Origin of the sequence: Chitinophaga sp. Hz27 (assembly GCF_042263525.1) — a bacterium.
Classification (GTDB): Bacteria; Bacteroidota; Bacteroidia; order Chitinophagales; family Chitinophagaceae; genus Chitinophaga.
Genome location: NZ_JBHKFJ010000001.1, coordinates 773,637 through 792,182 on the forward strand (window position 1 = coordinate 773,637; position 18,546 = coordinate 792,182).

The window sequence follows — 18,546 nt, forward strand, 5'->3', positions numbered from 1 at the left end:
GGCAGTCCGGCCATTGGCGGAGCAGACCGCTTGTCAATTTAAGCCTTGAATAAACTCTGCTAATTTCCTACTTTCCCATTCTGTTCCCTGTACCTGCCTGTATAGGGTAAAAAACCAATTTTTACCGCTTATGAAGAGATTAATATTTGGGTGTGCCGCCTTAATAATGGCCACCAGTACCTATGCTCAGGAAAATGCCCTCTGGCTTAGGAACCCATCTATCTCCCCGGATGGCAATACCATTGTTTTCGGGTATAAAGGCGACATTTACCGTGTAGACGCCAAAGGTGGAGTAGCTGTACCACTCACCATCCACGAAGCACATGACATGATGCCTGTTTGGAGCCACGACGGAAAATCCATCGCCTTTGCCAGCGATCGTTATGGTAACTTCGACGTTTTTGTAATGCCCGCAACCGGTGGAACTCCTGTACGACTCACTACCAACAGTGCCCCAGATTATCCGTATGATTTTACCCCGGACAATAAACAGGTATTATTCGGTAGTGTAAGAAATGCTCCTGCATCCAGTGTGAGATTTCCTTACCGCATTTTCCGCAATATGTACACCGTTCCGGTAACTGGTGGTAAATCCATACTGCTCAGTGCCGCTGGCGCTGATGTAGCCCACTACAACCAAAACGGTAGCAAAATCATCTTCCAGGACCGTAAAGGATATGAAGATCCTATGCGTAAACACCACGTTTCTGCTGTAACCCGCGATATCTGGGTGCTAGACGTGGCTAAAGGAACCTACCAACAGGTTTCTGGCTATGCAGGGGAAGACAGAGAACCGGTATTCGGCGCCAATGATGATATCTACTATCTCAGCGAAAACGGCGGTATCTCTCAGAACCTATTCAAAGGCTCCCTGAAAGATAAAAGCAAAATGACCCAGCTGACCAACTTCACTACCAACCCGGTACGTGGACTCTCAAAAGCTGATAACAATACATTCTGCTTTACCTATAACGGTGAAATATATACGCTGAAAGAAGGTGAAAAACCACGTAAGGTAAACATCCAGGTAATGAACGATGGCCGTGAAGGTGTTGTGAAAAATATGCCTGTTGCAGGTAACATGACCGAATTCACTATCAGCCCTGATGGCAAACAAATGGCCTTCGTGGCCAGAGGTGAGGTGTATGTTTCCAGCACCGATGGTAACATGACCAAACGTATTACCAATACTCCTCAACAGGAAAGAATGGTAGCATGGTCTCCTGATGGTAAAAAACTGGTATATGCTGCTGAACGTAATGGTAACTGGGATATCTACCAAACTACCGTTGTTCGCAGTGAAGAGCCTTACTTCTTCAATGCTACCCTGCTGAAAGAAGAACCGCTCATCGCTACCGCCGCCGAAGAATTCCAGCCACAGTTTTCTCCGGATGGCAAAGAAATCGCCTATGTAGAAAATCGAAATGTACTCAAGGTATTCAATGTTGCCAGCGGTAAATCAAGAACGATTCTGCCGGAAGGCCATAACCACTCCTATGCAGATGGCGACTGGTCATACTCCTGGAGCCCGGACAGCAAGTGGTTAGTTGCAGATGATGAACAAAACTATTTTGGTTCTTCTAACGCAGCCATCCTCCCTGCTGACGGAAAAGGCACTGCATTTTATCCGATCCACAGCGGATTCGGTGAAGGCGATGCAAGATGGTCTGCAGACGGTAAAGTAATGACATGGACCAGTGCCCGCGATGGTCGCAAATCCCTGGCAAAACAAGGTAGCCGCGAAGTAGATATCTACGCTGTATTCTTCGACCAGGAAGCATACGACAAATTCAAACTCTCTAAAGATGAATTTAGTCTGCTGAAAGATGGTGATGCAAAACCTGCAAAAGATACTGCGAACAAATCTAAAGACAGTGCAAGTGCTAAAAAAGCATTTGTTCCTGATTTCAATAACCTGGATAATCGTCGCGTAAAACTTACCATCAATAGTTCTTCTATCAGCGACTATGTAGTAAATAAAGATATCAGTAAAGTATTCTATACTGCCGCATTTGAAAAAGGTTATGATCTCTGGGTAACTGAACCTAGGACCGGTGAAACCAAGATCCTGGCTAAACTGGGCGGTTCTCCCGGAAGCTTGAGCCTGAGCAAGGATGGTAACACTTTGTTCGTGAGCAACCGTGGTAGTGTAGTGAAAGTGGAAGTAGCTTCCGGTAAGGTAACACCAGTAAGCATCAGCACTGAAATGGCGCTGAACCAGGCGAAAGAACGTGAATATATCTTCTGGCATGCATGGAAACAGGTGAAAGAGAAATTCTATGATCCTACCATCCATGGTATCGACTGGAAAATGTATGGCGATAACTACGCCCGTTTCCTCCCGTATATCACCAATAACTACGATTTTGAAGAACTGCTGAGCGAACTGTTGGGCGAACTGAATGGTTCACACACTGGTGGCCGTTTTTCTGCTTATATACCAAATACTGACGCAACGGCAAGCCTGGGCTTATTGTATGATGAAACTGCCACTGGCGACGGCCTGAAAGTAGATGACGTGATTGCCGGCGGCCCATTGGATAAGTCTTCCAGCAAAGTGAAAAAAGGCAACATCATCGAAAAAATCGATGGACAGCCTATCACTGCTGACCAGGATTGGTCAACACTGCTGAATCGTAAAGCAGGTAGCTATGTGCTGCTGAGCATTTATGATCCTGCAACCAAACAACGTTGGGACGAAACCGTTAAGCCTATCAGCATAGGAGAGGAATCTAACCTGATGTACAAACGTTGGGTGGCTTACATGACTAAAATGGTAGATAAGCTGAGCGGTGGTAAAGTTGGCTATGTACACGTACAAGGTATGAACGACGCTAGCTATCGTTCTGTTTACGACGAAGTAATGGGTAAAAATAAAGGTAAGAAAGCACTGATTGTAGACACCCGCTTCAATGGTGGCGGATGGCTGCATGATGACCTCTACACCTTCCTCAGTGGTAAAAAATACCTGGAATTTGCGCCACAAGGCAATCGCCTCAGCGGTGGCGAACCTATAGGTGTATGGCAAGGCGTTAGTTGTGTGTTGATGAGTGAAGGTAATTACAGTGATGCATTCATCTTCCCTTATGTATATAAACAAGGTCACCTGGGTAAATTGATCGGTATGCCGGTTGCTGGTACTGGTACTGCTGTATGGTGGGAAACACAAATCGATCCTTCTATGGTATTTGGTATCCCTATGGTAGCTACCATCGGTAAAGAAAACCGTCCTACTGAAAACTTACAGATAGAACCAGATATCCGTGTTTCATTGCCTTACGAAGAATTCCTCGCAGGTAAAGATGCACAGCTGGAAGCTGCCGTGAAAGAGATGTTAGAAGAAATCAAATAAGCTGTTAAGCTTGCAATAAAACAAGGGCTGGCCAATTAGGTCAGCCCTTGTTATTTTATAATATCAGTATCAAGATAATTACATTATACTAGAGATGAAGTAATCAATTAAAAACTTGAATAAGCTCACTTATTTAATTATTTTGGCGCCCTGTTTCCCCCCCATACCAACGAGTATAGGATAAAAAACAATTCTTATCGCTTATGAAGAAACTCATGTTTGGGTGTGCTACCATCATTATGGCCACCACTTCCTATGCCCAGCAAAATGCCCGCTGGCTCAGGAACCCCTCCATTTCCCCTGATGGTAATACCATCGCTTTTGGTTACAAAGGAGACATCTACCGCGTTGATGCGAAAGGTGGCGTAGCCACACCACTCACCATCCACGAAGCACATGATATGATGCCTGTCTGGAGCCACGACGGTAAGTCCATCGCCTTTGCCAGCGACCGTTACGGAAATTTCGACGTTTTTGTTATGCCGGCTTCCGGCGGTACTCCGGTACGACTCACCACCAACAGCGCCGCTGATTATCCGTATGACTTTTCGCCAGATAATAAGCAGGTATTGTTTGGTAGTGTAAGGAATGCTCCGGCAAGCAGTGTAAGATTTCCTTACCGCTTCTTCCGGAACTTGTATACCGTTGCGGTAACCGGCGGAAAACCAATACTGGTCAGTGCTGCAGCCATCGATGCTGCACATTACAACAAAAGTGGCAGCAAAATCATCTTCCAGGATTTCAAAGGTGTGGAAGACGCGATGCGTAAACACCACGTATCCTCCATTACCCGCGACATATGGGTACTCGATGTAGCAAATGCTACTTATCAGCAGGTATCAGGGTATATTGGCGAAGACAGAGAACCGCTATTCGGCGCCAACGACGATATCTACTATCTCAGCGAAAATGGAGGCATCTCTCAAAACCTCTTCAAAGGTTCGCTGAAAGATAAAAACAAAATGACGCAGCTGACAAACTTCAACAGCCATCCGGTACGTGGATTGTCAAAAGCTGACGATAATACTTTTTGCTTTACGTATAACGGTGAAGTATATACGCTTAAAGTGGGAGAACAACCTCGCAAAGTAAGCGTGGAAATAATGAATGATGGCCGTGATGGTGTTGTGAAAAATATTCCTGTACTGGGTAATACTACCGAATTCGCTGTCAGCCCTGATGGTAAACAAATGGCTTTCGTTGCGAGAGGAGAGGTGTTTGTTTCCAGCACGGAAGGTAACATGACCAAACGTATCACCAACACCCCGCAGCAGGAAAGGTCAGTAGCCTGGTCTCCTGATGGTAAGAAGCTCATTTATGCTGCAGAACGTAATGGCAACTGGGATATCTATCAATCAACAATTATACGTAGTGAAGAGCCGTATTTCTTCAATGCTACCTTACTGAAAGAAGAGCCGCTTGTAGCTTCTGCTGCGGAAGAATTTCAACCACAGTTTTCGCCGGATGGGAAAGAAGTTGCCTATATTGAAAACCGTAATATCCTGAAGGTATTCAATATTGCCAGCGGTAAATCCAGGACTATACTGCCGGAAGGACATAACCATTCCTATTCAGATGGCGACTGGTTTTACGCCTGGAGTCCTGATAGTAAATGGTTAGTGGCCGATGATCAGAAAAATTACTACGAAGGCGGTAATGCCGCTATTCTTGCCGCTGATGGCCAAAACCTGCCTTTTTATCCCATCAATAGCGGCTTTGGTGAAACTAATTCAAAATGGTCGGCGGATGGTAAGGTAATGACCTGCCTGAACGCCCGTGATGGCCGCAGGTCAATGGCCAGGGAGGATAGCCGCGAGGTAGACATCTACGCTGTATTTTTTGATCAGGAGGCATATGATAAATTTAAACTCTCCAAAGATGAATTCAGCTTGCTCAAAGAAGGCGGCGATGCTAAGCCAGCAAAAGATACCACCGGCAAGTTGAAAGAAAGTGAAACGTCAAATAAAGCATTTACGCCAGATTTCAATAACCTGGATAATCGTCGGGTGAAACTGACTATCAATAGTTCGTCCATCAGCGATTATGTAGTAAGCAAAGATATCAGCAAGGTATTTTATACAGCAGCCTTTGAAAATGGTTATGACCTGTGGGTAACAGAACCGAGAACTGGTGATACCAGGATACTGGCCAAGCTGGGTGGAAGTCCTGGTAGTTTGAGTTTGAGCAAAGATGGAAAGACCCTCTTCGTGAGCAGCAACGGCAAAGTAATGAAAGTGGATGCAAGTTCCGGTAAGATAACTCCAATAAGCATCAACGCGGAAATGGCGCTGGATCAGGAGAAAGAACGTGAGTATATCTTCTGGCACGCCTGGAAACAAGTGAAAGAGAAATTCTATGATCCTAAGCTGCATGGTATAGACTGGAAAATGTACGGTGATAACTACGCAAGTTTCCTTCCGTTTATCAGCAATAACTATGATTTCCAGGAATTACTGAGTGAATTATTGGGAGAGTTGAATGCATCTCACACCGGTGCACATTATTTTCCCATTATCCCTAATGGAGATGTTACCGGGAGTTTGGGTTTGTTATATGATGAAACAATTCCTGGCAACGGCCTCAAAGTAGAGGAGGTGATTGCAGGCGGCCCACTGGATAAGGCTTCCAGCAAAGTGAAAAAGGGCAGTGTCGTCGAAAAAATCGATGGGCAGCCTATCACTGCTAATGAAGATTGGGCATCACTGCTGAATCATAAAGTTGGTAATTACGTGTTGCTGAGCATGTATGATCCTGCTACCAAACAACGTTGGGACGAAACCGTTAAGCCTATCACTGGAAAAATGGAATCACGCCTGCTATACAAACGTTGGATAGAAATAATGACGAAGATGGTGGATAAACTCAGTGATGGCAAAGTGGGGTACGTGCATGTGCCAAGTATGGACGATGCCAGTTACCGCGCTTTATTTGATGTGGCAATGGGTAAAAATAAAGGTAAAAAAGCACTGATTGTTGACACTCGGTTCAATGGTGGTGGTATGTTACATGAAGAGTTGTGTAGTTTCCTCAGTGGTAAAAATTACCTGGAGTTTGCACCGCAGGGGCACCGTTTAAGCGGCGGTGAGCCAATTGGCGTATGGCAGGGAGTTAGCTGTGTGTTGATGAACGAGGCTAATTACAGTGATGCGCATGTTTTCCCATATGTATATAAGCAAGGGCATTTGGGTAAACTGATCGGAATGCCGGTTGCCGGCACTGGCACTGCTGTATGGTGGGAACCGCAAATAGATGCTACAATAGATTTCGGTATCCCGGCCATCGCTATTATTGGTAAGGAAAACCTCCCTTTGGAGAATTTAGAATTAGAGCCAGATATCCGAATACCATTGCTTTATGAAGAATTCCTAGCAGGTAAGGATGCACAGCTGGAAGCTGCCGTGAAAGAGATGTTAGCTGAAATTAAATAAGTGGTTTAACACAAAGATAACGGCTGCCCGGAGGGGCAGCCGTTATCTTTTACGAAATCAACACCAGGATAAATGCCACTATAGCTGCAATCCCTGTGGTCAAAAAATTAACCATATCATTCTTTATCCAGCCTTTCCTTTCCCAGGCTGCTCCCAGCAAAGAATCGAAATAATTACCCAAAATACCTCCAATAAATATTATAACGGTATCGCGTAAACGAGGATGGTAGCAACCATAGATAATAGCGATCATAGCCGCGCCTGCTGCGCCAATCAGTGTGCCTTCCAGACTTACCACACCATCCAGCCCACGCTGATCTCTTTTGAAACTGAGCACATTATAGAATCTTTTGCCATAAACGGTACCTAGTTCAGAACTCAGTGTATCCGCTGTGGCCGCGGCCAGGCTGGCGCCTAGTGTAATGACCAGTTCCTGTTGCGATAATTGGAGGAATATGATCCCGCCAATAAAAGCCGCCACGCCGCCGTTGGCAAGCACTTGCCAGGCATCGCGCTGCTGACTATGTGCAGGGAGGTCTTTCAGACTTTCCTTGTAAGCCTTTTTATGTTTGGTAGCCCAAACCGCCGAAAGGAAAAACGCAGCCAGCATCAGTAAGCCCATGCTGCCGGCGCCGCCATAAATCATTACCGCTACCAGGCAACCGGCAATACCACCCCCTATAGTTAGCTTCTTTTTCAATACTGCTGCTATGGCGGCCAACATCACCAGGATGATCACGATTGTAGGAAACATACTTATCAGGGAATATAAGCGTCAAAAATAGATAAAAAAATTAATGTCTCCCGGTAACGTATATACCGAACTATTGTCCTGTTCTATTGTTATGATTTTTAATTGGGAAGATCACAATGCCATCCCACGACAGCTGCCCTGTTACTTTGTGTTAAGTATTGTTATTTAGTGTTAGGAGACGCAGTAATGGTTAACAAATCGCAGTTCACGGCCTGATGTTTGGCAGCTGAAAGTTAGCATTATTAATACCCCGGATTAAAATGGACTATAATACAGATCGGATTATGTCGCTGTCTTATCGGTTTAAACAACTCCTGCTATTTGCCCCGCTGTTATGCCTGCTGCTATTCCTGCACCCGGCTAACGTGAAGGCACAAACGCCGGTGCCATCCATGGAAGATTCCACTTCTTCGGTGGTGTGGAGCCTACAAGATTGCCTCAATTACGCAGCCAGGTATAACATCAATCTGAATACCCTCCGGCTGACCAAAAAAACGAGTGAACAGGATCTCATTCTTTCCAAAGCTGCCAAACTGCCCAACCTCAACGCCACAGTAGGCCAAAATTTTACTGGTGGCAAAAATGTTAATGAGTCGTACGTCTTGTCGGCCTCCGGAAACTATAGTATCAATTCTAATGTGACACTCTACAATGGTGGTTTTCTCAACAAAGATATCCAACAGAAAAATCTGCTGCTTCAGATTGCTGACCTGAATGTAGACGCACAAATGAATGATATCACGCTGCTGATTACACAAGCTTATCTCAACATCTTACTGGCAAAAGAAAATATAGTTTATGTAAAAGATGTGGTAACCACCTCCCAAGCCCAGGTGGCACAGGCGCAACAACAATATGATGTAGGTAGCTTGGCCCTGGTAGGCCTGGTACAGCTACAGGCGCAGCTGGCAAATGATAAATTCCTGTTGGTAACGGCAGAGAATACACGCCGTCAGAATCTTCTGACACTAAAACAAATATTACAGCTGCCTACTAGCAAGCCATTCGATATTATTTCTCCTGATACACTGATAGAAACAGGTATGCTGACACCAGTGCAAGAGGCCCAGCAACAGGCATTTGATACCCGCCCTGAAATCAAAACAGGCAATATCGGAGTAGATGTTGCAAAACTGGACCTGGAGAAGGCAAAAACTGGCTACTTGCCTGTGTTGACCGCTGGTGGTGCCTTAGCGAGTAACTACGCTACAAATATCAGCAACGCTTATTTGAAACAGTTAGATAACAACTTCTATCAACAGATAGGACTGACACTCTCTGTACCCATATTTACACGAAAAGTCAATAAAACCAATGTAGAAAAGGCAAAGATAGAAGTAGATCAATCTAACCTGAATCTGCAAAACACAAAAGTAAATCTCTCTCAAACCGTAGAACAGGCTTACATCAATGTTTTAAATGCACAAAGTCAATACGATGCGGCAGTAGAACAGTACAAATACAACCAGGAAAGTTATCGTATCGCAAATGAAACACTGAAGATAGGCGCAGCAAATATTGTACAGTACCTGCAACAGAAAAACCTCTATATACAAGCATTACAGTCGTATATACAGGCTAAATACAATGCTGCACTTACTATCCGAATCTATGATTTTTACAGGGGCATCCCGGTAAAACTATAAATGCTTTTAGCTATGAGAAAGTATAAACGGCTGATAATATCTATTGTGGTGGTGGTAGCTGTATTGCTGCTGATCTGGTTCTTCTTTATCCGTAAAACAGGACCAGCAGTAAGTTTTGATACAGAGACACCCGCATATGGTCATATAGCCACCACCGTTACTGCTACAGGAACGATTCAGCCAGTAGATACGGTGGCCGTTGGTACGCAGGTTTCTGGCACGCTTAAATATCTGTATGCAGACTTCAATTCCAAAGTGAAAAAGGGAGAGCTGCTCGGACAGCTGGACCAGTCACTGTTTCAGGCTTCTGTAGATCAGTTCCGCGGACAACTAGCCAATGCAAAAAGTAACCTGGTTTTCCAGCAGGCAAATTTTGGCCGACAGGAACAACTATATAAAACAGGCGCCATCAGTAAAGCGGATTATGATAATTCTACTTACCTGTTAAACGCCGCCAAAGCCAGTGTGGCCAGTACCACCGCGCAGCTGGCATCTGCTGAAAAAAATCTGGAATTCAGTAATATTTACTCGCCTATTGACGGGGTAGTGCTGAACAGGAATGTGAGCGTAGGACAAACAGTAGCGGCTTCCTTCAATACGCCTACACTCTTTGTGATCGCTAAAGATATTACCAAAATGCAGGTACAGGCCAGTGTAGACGAAGCTGATATTGGAAACGTAAAAGATAGTCAGCGTGTATCCTTCACCGTTGATGCCTACCTGGATGATGTATTTGCGGGTCATGTCCAGGAAATACGTCTGCAGCCTACGGTTTCATCTAATGTGGTTACCTACACAACAATTATCAATGCTTCCAATGATCAGATGAAACTCAAGCCAGGTATGACGGCCAACGTAACGATTTACACCGCAGAAAGAGATAGCGCCCTGCTGGTATCCGTACGTGCATTGAAGTTCAGACCAGATTCTACTACACTTGGTAAGAAATATGTGCTGCTTTCCGCGGTAAGAAAGCATCAGCAGGAAACACCGAAAGACACCAACGTAGTAACTTCCAATGCTCAAAAAAGAGAGGGTGACGTCAATTATGTATGGGTGTTGAGAGGAGATACACTACAACAGAAACGAATTCGTACAGGCCTCAATGATAATACGCATATTGAAGTATTACACGGCCTGGACCCCGGCGATATGGTAATTACCGGTCAGGAAACTGGCTCCACTGGCGCTGCGCCAACAGCAAAAGGCACCAGCAGTCCATTCCTGCCTAAAATGGGACGTAAGCGATGAACAGGAAAATTCTGGAAATAGACAATATCCGAAGAGAATTCAGGATGGGAACAGAAATAGTTCATGCGTTGAAAGGCGTGAACTTTTCTGTTAGCGTAGGAGAATTTGTCACCATCATGGGGAGTAGCGGTAGCGGTAAAAGTACCTTGCTCAATATCCTTGGATGCCTGGACAAGCCTACTTCCGGCAGCTACCTGCTGGATGGGATGAGCGTTGGAAATATGCAGAAAAATGAACTGGCAAGAGTGAGAAACCTGAAAATTGGATTTGTTTTCCAGTCGTATAACCTGCTGCCACGTACCTCAGCACTTGAAAATGTAGAACTGCCATTATTCTACAATAAAACTATTACAGCACATGAGCGCAGAGAAAGAGCCATCAATGCACTGGAAGCCGTGAAACTGGCGGATAGGTTGGACCATAAGCCCAATCAACTTTCCGGCGGTCAACAACAACGTGTAGCCATTGCCCGCGCACTTGTAAATGATCCGGTGATGATACTCGCCGATGAGGCCACTGGTAACCTGGATACCAGAACATCCTACGAGATCATGTCTTTGATGCAAGACCTAAACGCAGGAGGTAAAACGATCATCTTCGTTACACATGAACCGGATATAGCTGCTTTCAGCAGCCGTACTATTATGTTGAGAGATGGTAAAGTGCAGAAAGATAATTATAATGATAACATTCGTTCCGCAAAAGAAGCGCTGGCATCATTGCCGGTTACGGACGATTATTAATACTGAAACATGAGTGTATTCAATCTCATACGACTCGCATTGCTGGCCCTTCAGCGTAATAAGCTCAGGGCTTTCCTGACGATGTTGGGTATTATCATTGGGGTGGCCGCTGTAATTGCCATGGTGGCAATAGGGCAGGGGTCTAAAGAAAGTATACAATCGCAGCTGGGAAATATGGGTTCTAACATGGTCACTATCATGCCGGCCAGTAATGTTGCCGGCGGCGCGCGACTGGATGCATCTTCCGTGCAAACCCTCACCATTGCGGATGTACGAGCTTTGCAAAAACAAGCGACCTTGCTTACTGCTGTGTCGCCCGTGTCCAGTGCCAAAGGCCAGGCCATCGCAGGAGCGCTCAACTGGCCTACCACCTTACAAGGTGGTAATACCGACTATTTCGATATACGAAAACTGACACTGAAAGATGGTATCCTTTTCTCTGAATCAGATGTAGCTTCTGCAGCAAAAGTTTGTATCATCGGACAAACAGTAATTGATAATCTCTTTCCCAGCGGAGAAAGTCCTATTGGTAAAATTATTCGATTTAACAAGATTCCCTTGCAGGTGATCGGAACGCTGGTGCCTAAAGGACAGAGCTCTTTCGGGCAAGACCAGGACGATATCATTGTTGCGCCTTACACTACTATTATGAAGCGGGTATTGGCTACCACTTATCTGCAAAATATTTTTGCTTCTGCTGTTAGTGAAGATCAGTCGGATGCCGCAGTAGACCAGATAACCAGTATTCTTCGGGAAACACATAGATTACGCCCTGGTGATGAAAATAATTTCCAGGTAAGGACTATGGCAGAACTGATCAAAACGCTCAGTTCTACCAGTAGTTTGCTTACCATTTTGCTGACAGCGATTGCCGGTATATCGCTGGTTATTGGAGGGATTGGTATCATGAATATCATGTATGTATCCGTCACTGAACGAACCCGCGAAATTGGATTGCGCATGTCTATCGGCGCAAGAGGAATTGATATACTGTTACAATTTCTGGTAGAAGCGATCATCATCAGTATCACCGGCGGCATCATTGGCGTGATACTGGGAGTTAGCACCAGCACTATCATTACACTTACATTAGGATGGCCAACGTTAGTTTCTAAAAGCAGTATTATTCTGTCTTTTATGGTGTGTGCGCTCACCGGTGTTTTCTTCGGCTATTATCCAGCACTGAAGGCTTCCCGCCTGGATCCTATTGAAGCATTGCGCTACGAATAATTATTTTCTTGGAATAAAATTCCATCTGATACCAGTACTGAGATAATAGTTGGTGCCAAGTCTATGTTCTGGCTTATCTTTAAACATCTCTGATAATTTCTTTTCGGAGAAACTTGCGCTATTTAATATCATAACACCACCCGCTACTACTGCATCCAGGTGCTTACCCAGGTGCCAGGTGTTTTCAAGACCTGTGGTCAGTTGCATAGATCCCATCAAACGTTTATTATTAACATAGTGAGATACATCATAGGTAGCGCCGGTCATACGTAATGCCAGGGCCAGTTCTGTGTATTTGTTAAGATTAGTGGAGACGCTGGCCTTTTCCGGGAACTGGATATCGACACGGAATTTATTACCGGTTTGCCAAGCAATATAAAAAGCTGGAAGGACCATCGGTGTACCGAAAGTATTGGTGAGCACAGCTCCAATACCATAGGAAGTATGCGCATTTCTGGTTTTGATGAACAGCACGCCTCCCTGCACAAAGAGATCTTGCCCGTTGATATCTTCGAGGTCCGTACCGAGGGAGACGCCTGCAATGCCCATCATTGCCCAACGGTTACGCATACTCCGGTAATATTGAAATCCGACAGTTGCATTGAGCAGTTCTTTTGGAAATATCTGATCTTTATAATCCTTATTTTCTAATTGGGTATAACTGGCTGCAAGACCCATGGAGAGCGTACGCACTTTTCCGGTAGCCGTATCGATATGATTATACAGATTAAATCCTGCGCCAAAATTATATCTGCGCTGGCTTGTAGTGCTGGAGGTCTTCACACTGTCTTCGGGTCTGATATAATGTGATGCTGGCAGGTAATCCGCGCTGATGGCGATGCCTGGGCCTTTCAGTGATGCCGCTCCTAATTGGGCATAACCCTTACTGGCCAACGTAATACAGAAAATAAACGGAATACCACGACGTACGAATCCTAAAGTATAGCAGGTTTGCATATTTTGTTGTTATAGTTTAGGTATCGACACGATATCTATCTACTACCCCTATGCGTCTCTAAAAAATAATATATAAAGATTTAAAAAATACAAACTGGAATTAACATTTCCACAACATGTATTGTTATAACCTAAAAATTTCCCCTTCAATGATGAGAACCGCATTAATACTGATATTCGTGTGCTTTGCCAATTTACTGTATGCGCAGTCCAGCGATAATGACCTGGCAGTCATCCAAAAGGTTTTTGGTAAAGAGAAGAGAGCATTGGTGACTCAGTATATGGACTTGCAAAACAAGCCAAACGATCCTTTCTGGTCTATGTATGATCAGTATGAAAGCGACCGTCAGAGCCTAAGCAGGGAAAGGTTGTCTATCCTACAGGATTACAGTCGCTTGTATGAAACATTGGATGATGAATCAGCAACGTCATTGGCTAAACGATTATTTGCAAATGATATCGAGTACGATAAATTCTATCAACGTTATTTCAAGAAATTTTCCAAAATAATGGGCGGAAAAAATGCAGCTAAATTCATGCAATTAGAGCTCTATCTGCAGATCGCCATAAAATCCTCTATCCTGAACTCTATCCCCTTCATTGGTGAATTACAGAAAAACAGAGATGCTTTACCGGCAGAACATAGCTAGGTAGAGATTGTACCAATAAAAAAGTCTGCATCAGTAATTGGTGCAGACTTTTTTAGTTTAATAACTTTCTGAAAAGCGTGTTATTTCTTAGGATTTAAATCGTAGCTCACCATCCAGTTAACCCCGAATTTATCTGTCAGCATACCGAAGTAGGCATTCCAGAAGGTTTTAGCCATTGGCATGGTAACAGTGCCGCCGGCAGATAGTCCGTTGAAAACTTTATTGGCTTCATCTTCTGAATCCACGTTCACTGCCACGTTCAGATTGGAGGCTTCAATAGGGCGCTGATAAGCTTTAGGCGCATCGCTACCCATTAAGATAGTACCATTGCTGAATGGCAAAGAAACGTGCATAATTTTGTCTTTCTCTGAAGGGTCACATGGGAATTCAGGCGGCATTTCGCTAAAGCGGGAAATCATAAAGAATTCACCGCCGAATACGGATTTGTAAAGATTGAATGCTTCTTCACAGTTACCGTTGAAATTCAAATAAGGATTTACACTTGCCATAGTAATTGACTTTATTGGTGGATAATTATTTTTACGTTGACAACACAAAAGTAAGACCATTCACAAAGTAGGATGCTGTGTAACTTTGACAATTTCCGGGGAAAATACGACATTATAAATCTTCCCTGGTGAGGGCATGGAAGAGGTTCTGTAACTGGTGTACATGTGCCAGTGGCCTGCCGTAAGGCACCAACCCCGAAGGACTTTCAACTACTGGCTGAAAGATACCATCTCTGCAGGAGATATGTACACTATGCAGGCGGTTGTATTTTAAAGAATATACGTAAGGATCTTCATCATGGGCAGGATCACCCTGTATGAAATCAAAATTCTCCAGCCATTGTATTTCTAATGGAATAGGATTTGCCTTCTGACAGGGGATTTTGCTGAGTGGCAGGCCCGTGTTATAGATATAGCCCTGCCATACGCCTTCCACGGGAAAGATTGTTTCCTCCATGTTGCGGTCAAAATAGGCGACCAGGTTGCCAATTCGTATATCCGTTTCCTCTATCATCGCGAAAGCTGTTATTGCAAATATAAAGAACGCCGCAATAACTTTAAATTGCAGCCAGATATGATAGTTACATTACAATTAAGTGGCAGTGATCAGCAATATTTTAACGCTTTGCGCGATGCACATTATCCCAAACGTTTCAATTATCTGGAGGCGCATATCACGTTGTTTTATAAGTTGCCGGAAGACAACCCGGAAGTATTGGCTATCCTGGCTGATGCCGCCGCAGTGCCTCCCTTTGAGCCAGCAGTAACAAGCATCTTTAGCTTCGGGCCAGGTGTGGCTTTCGGCTTACATGACAATGCCTTGCTGCTGTGGCATAGCAGTTTGCAAGCCCAGTTGGCGCCTTTTCTCATAAAGCAGGACCAGCAGCCATTACATCCGCATATCACCATTCAAAATAAAGTAACTGAATTTAAGGCCACGCAATTACAAGCTACGCTGATGGCTTCTTTTCAGCCTTTTACCCTAAAAACCCTGGGGCTTCAAACCTGGCGGTACCTCAAAGGCCCCTGGAAAGCATTGTCAGAATACCCCTTCCGAGGGTAGAAGACCGTACAGGAGGATTTCTCGTATATATGGTAAGCTTGTTGATTTATGTAACGCTTTGTTGACTGCCAATTATGGAAAGATTTTATCAATACCTGCGCCATTATACGAGTCATCCGCTGGAAGAAAACGAACAGCAATTATTGGCAAAAGCCTTTGTGCTACGTAGGTTCAGAAGAAAACAATATCTTCTGCAGGAAGGAGATATATGCAGACATTTATCGCTGATTACCAAAGGCGCCATGCGCCAGTATTCAGTCGATGATAAAGGTGTAGAACACATCGTTCAGTTCGGCATAGAGAACTGGTGGATGTCTGACAGGGAAAGTTTTGAGCTGGGTTCAGTATCGAAATATAATATCGATGCCTGGGAAGATACGGAAGTACTGCAAATCGGCTACGACGATTGGTGGACTTTACGCAACGCTATTCCCGCCATGCGCATACTCACTGCGGAAATGGACAAGCGGCATTCTATTGCCGCCCAGAAAAGAATACATGCCGCCATTACACTCACTGCTGAAGAAAGGTACCTGGAAATGCTGCAACACCAACCGGCATTTGTACAACGATTCCCGCAAAACATGATCGCATCATACCTGGGTATATCCCCCGAAACACTGAGTCGTATCAGGAAGCAAGCCTTTCTGCGGGGCGACTGACCACCGCCCATGGCTTGATATTTGTCAATTCTCTTTCTTGCTGTATGTCATTTGAAAGCGCTGTTGTTTGAGAGATCTTCGTAATGTTAAATCGATCTTTCTCCAAACATCAAGGATAACGGTATGAGAGAATTGAATACCCGTCATATCCTGCTTATTCACGGCGCTTTCATCGCTGCGGCAGCCTGGAATAACTGGAAGGTATTTTTCGAAAGTAAAGGGTATAAAGTATTGGTTCCACCCTGGCCTCATAAACAAGAGCCTGCTCCTGTACTGAGGCAAAACTTCCCCGACCCGTTGCAGGATTCCATACGGCTGCAAGACCTCATACAGTATTACGCCGATATTGCCGCCACCCAACCGGAACCTCCGGTATTGCTGGGACATTCTACCGGGGGATTAATTACACAGCTGTTACTGCAACGTAATATTGGCGCTGCCGGTATTACTTTAAACAGCATCCCACCACAGGGCTTGTATTCACTCAATTACGCTTTCTTAAAATCAAACTTCAGGCAATTGGGATTTTATACTGGTGCTAAAAATCCTTATCTGATGACTTACCCCGAATGGACATCGCGCTTTACTAACGGAATGCCTGATGCATTACAAAGAAGCAGTTATGAACAGTACGCGATTCCTGGCTCCAGACGATTACTGCGCGATTGCATCAGCAACGCCGCAAAAGTAGATTTCAGTAAGCCGCATGCACCGTTACTACTGCTTTCTGGAGATAATGACCAAACAATTCCAGTCTCTCTTGCTTACAAAAATTTTAAAAAATATAAACAAAATGGATATCTGACTGAATTCAACAAACTTCCTGGTCGCAACCATTTCATGTTGGGCCAGCCCACCTGGGAAGAAGATGCTGCATTCATTCTGAATTGGATCCGATCAAAATAAAACTATGGAAAACACTACTTTCCTCGACCTTACCCTTGATGCCTGGGATAGCCAGGTGAAGCGACTTACAGCTGCTTTCGACAGCTTCTCTGATGAAGAATTAGAATTACAGGTGGCGCCTAACAGAAATAGGGTTATTTATGTCCTGGGCCATATGATTGCGGTAAATGATATGATGCTGGCGTTGCTGGGATTAGCCGAAAGAAAATATGCGCAGCTGGATGAATTTTTTATCAGCAATCCTGATGAAGCCATTGATGAAATACCGGAAGCGAAAGACCTGAGAAACTACTGGAAAGATATCACAGCCACTGCCAGCCAGCTTTTCAGGGCATTGCCACCAGATGAGTGGCTGCAGAAACATACTATGGTAACGCAGGAAGAATTTGAGAACGAACCGAATAGGAATCGCTATAATGTGCTGCTGTCGCGACTTAACCATATGGCTTATCACTTAGGACAAGTGGTTTTAGTCAACAGGTAATGGGGCTTGGAGGATATTAGCCTCTAGCAAAAAGCTATACTGAGTTTTCGGTTATGTGTGGCCCGAAGAGCCGTACATAACCGAAATTCAAAAATGCTTTCATAAAAGAAGATTAACTGGCAATCGCCACCGGCATCTCCTTACTTACATATCCAATAAACTTCCATATCTCCAATACTTCGCTGGCATTCACGCGGAATGGCTCAAACAAAGGATTTAAGGAATGCAGTCGCAGCGTGCCATCCATTTTCATCGTATTATCCACCAGTTTAAATACGATACCATCTTCTTTCAATACCACTACACAAGGCACATCTTTCTTGATCAAAGACCAGTCATCTACGTATTGCGCAATAATATGGCTGCCATCTGCGATAGGCAGCATACTGTCGCCACTTACCGGGAACATACGAATGGTTTTTTCGCGTGGTAATCCTGGCAGGGTGAATTTTGGCAGTGCAGCAATAAACTCAGGATCATTGAAGCCCTGGGTATAACCTGCCTGGGCTTTTAATGGAATGAATTCCATGTTTTCCTCGTTGTTGCTGTTGACGGTGATAGGTAGTACACGTATATGCTTGCCAGTGATATCCAGTGGCCCCGCTGTTTCCAGCTCATATACCTGCTCGTCTGTTAATGTAGTAAGATCTGTTCTGATAAGATGATCAATGGAGATATTGTAGTAGGTGGAGATACGTACCTGGTCTTCCATTTTGGGATTTCTCGTTTTGCCCGTTTCCTGGGCTGCGAGCCGGCTGATCTTAATACCGGTAGCATCGGAGAGTTGTTGGCGGGTCAGACTTTTCCGTTGTCTTAGAAACCTGAGATTGCCTGCCCAGTGAAATAAAAACTGATCCATCTGTCGTTTTAGTAAGCTAATGAGTTAGTAAGTGCAATGAGCAGGCGAAGGT

Annotated in this window: 16 protein-coding genes; 11 read left to right on the top strand and 5 right to left on the bottom strand. The window is 44.5% G+C overall.

Translation table 11 applies throughout. The features are described from left to right. The first annotated feature begins 130 nt into the window (after positions 1–130). Positions 131–3,352: a S41 family peptidase gene (locus ACE38W_RS03130; RefSeq protein WP_375828774.1), complete on the top strand. Its 3,222-nt coding sequence runs from the start codon at positions 131–133 to the stop codon at positions 3,350–3,352. Positions 3,353–3,555: 203 nt separating this feature from the next. Then, positions 3,556–6,780, top strand: a complete 3,225-nt coding sequence (locus tag ACE38W_RS03135; protein ID WP_375828775.1) for a S41 family peptidase — start codon at positions 3,556–3,558, stop codon at positions 6,778–6,780. A gap of 49 nt (positions 6,781–6,829) precedes the next feature. Here ACE38W_RS03135 and ACE38W_RS03140 read toward each other — a convergent pair whose 3' ends face one another. After that, a complete protein-coding gene (locus ACE38W_RS03140; RefSeq protein ID WP_375828776.1) occupies positions 6,830–7,534 on the bottom strand; it encodes a TIGR00297 family protein in 705 nt (234 codons plus the stop codon). A gap of 260 nt (positions 7,535–7,794) precedes the next feature. Here ACE38W_RS03140 and ACE38W_RS03145 point away from each other — a divergent pair, with 260 nt between their 5' ends. The 4 genes from ACE38W_RS03145 to ACE38W_RS03160 are packed head-to-tail and all read left to right on the top strand — an operon-like array spanning position 7,795 to position 12,404. After that, positions 7,795–9,180 carry a TolC family protein gene (locus ACE38W_RS03145; protein WP_375828777.1) on the top strand — a complete coding sequence of 462 codons (1,386 nt, stop codon included), beginning with the start codon at positions 7,795–7,797 and terminating at the stop codon, positions 9,178–9,180. A 12-nt stretch (positions 9,181–9,192) separates the two neighbouring features. Beyond that, positions 9,193–10,431: an efflux RND transporter periplasmic adaptor subunit gene (locus tag ACE38W_RS03150; protein WP_375828778.1), complete on the top strand. Its 1,239-nt coding sequence runs from the start codon at positions 9,193–9,195 to the stop codon at positions 10,429–10,431. After that, on the top strand, positions 10,428–11,174 hold the full coding sequence (locus ACE38W_RS03155) for an ABC transporter ATP-binding protein (protein ID WP_375828779.1): 747 nt from the start codon (positions 10,428–10,430) through the stop codon (positions 11,172–11,174). Before ACE38W_RS03150 ends, ACE38W_RS03155 begins: the two co-directional genes overlap by 4 nt. Positions 11,175–11,183: 9 nt before the next feature. After that, the gene (locus tag ACE38W_RS03160) at positions 11,184–12,404 is read left to right on the top strand and encodes an ABC transporter permease (protein WP_375828780.1); all 1,221 of its coding nucleotides are present in this window, start codon (positions 11,184–11,186) and stop codon (positions 12,402–12,404) included. Here the strand turns inward: ACE38W_RS03160 and ACE38W_RS03165 are convergent, their stop codons facing one another. Next, positions 12,405–13,361: a DUF6268 family outer membrane beta-barrel protein gene (locus tag ACE38W_RS03165; protein ID WP_375828781.1), complete on the bottom strand. Its 957-nt coding sequence runs from the start codon at positions 13,359–13,361 to the stop codon at positions 12,405–12,407. A 149-nt stretch (positions 13,362–13,510) separates the two neighbouring features. Between ACE38W_RS03165 and ACE38W_RS03170 the strand changes: the two genes are divergently transcribed. Further along, entirely contained in the window at positions 13,511–14,011 is a 501-nt protein-coding gene (locus tag ACE38W_RS03170) for a hypothetical protein (RefSeq protein ID WP_375828782.1), read from the top strand. Between the two features lie 80 nt (positions 14,012–14,091). On the opposite strand, the gene ACE38W_RS03175 is transcribed toward ACE38W_RS03170, so the two are convergent. Beyond that, a complete protein-coding gene (locus tag ACE38W_RS03175; RefSeq protein ID WP_375828783.1) occupies positions 14,092–14,520 on the bottom strand; it encodes a VOC family protein in 429 nt (142 codons plus the stop codon). Between the two features lie 112 nt (positions 14,521–14,632). After that, the gene (locus ACE38W_RS03180) at positions 14,633–15,034 is read right to left on the bottom strand and encodes a hypothetical protein (RefSeq protein WP_375828784.1); all 402 of its coding nucleotides are present in this window, start codon (positions 15,032–15,034) and stop codon (positions 14,633–14,635) included. Between the two features lie 60 nt (positions 15,035–15,094). Here ACE38W_RS03180 and ACE38W_RS03185 point away from each other — a divergent pair, with 60 nt between their 5' ends. The 4 genes from ACE38W_RS03185 to ACE38W_RS03200 all read left to right on the top strand — a co-directional run bounded on the left by ACE38W_RS03185 (position 15,095) and on the right by ACE38W_RS03200 (position 17,635). Next, the gene (locus ACE38W_RS03185) at positions 15,095–15,583 is read left to right on the top strand and encodes a 2'-5' RNA ligase family protein (protein ID WP_375828785.1); all 489 of its coding nucleotides are present in this window, start codon (positions 15,095–15,097) and stop codon (positions 15,581–15,583) included. A 74-nt stretch (positions 15,584–15,657) separates the two neighbouring features. Then, positions 15,658–16,245 carry a Crp/Fnr family transcriptional regulator gene (locus ACE38W_RS03190; RefSeq protein WP_375828786.1) on the top strand — a complete coding sequence of 196 codons (588 nt, stop codon included), beginning with the start codon at positions 15,658–15,660 and terminating at the stop codon, positions 16,243–16,245. A gap of 123 nt (positions 16,246–16,368) precedes the next feature. Further along, complete coding sequence (locus ACE38W_RS03195; RefSeq protein ID WP_375828787.1) at positions 16,369–17,151, top strand: alpha/beta hydrolase; 783 nt, start codon at positions 16,369–16,371, stop codon at positions 17,149–17,151. A 4-nt stretch (positions 17,152–17,155) separates the two neighbouring features. Then, positions 17,156–17,635 carry a DinB family protein gene (locus ACE38W_RS03200; protein WP_375828788.1) on the top strand — a complete coding sequence of 160 codons (480 nt, stop codon included), beginning with the start codon at positions 17,156–17,158 and terminating at the stop codon, positions 17,633–17,635. Positions 17,636–17,747: 112 nt separating this feature from the next. Here ACE38W_RS03200 and ACE38W_RS03205 read toward each other — a convergent pair whose 3' ends face one another. Further along, entirely contained in the window at positions 17,748–18,494 is a 747-nt protein-coding gene (locus ACE38W_RS03205; protein ID WP_375828789.1) for an XRE family transcriptional regulator, read from the bottom strand. Between the last annotated feature and the right edge of the window lie 52 nt (positions 18,495–18,546).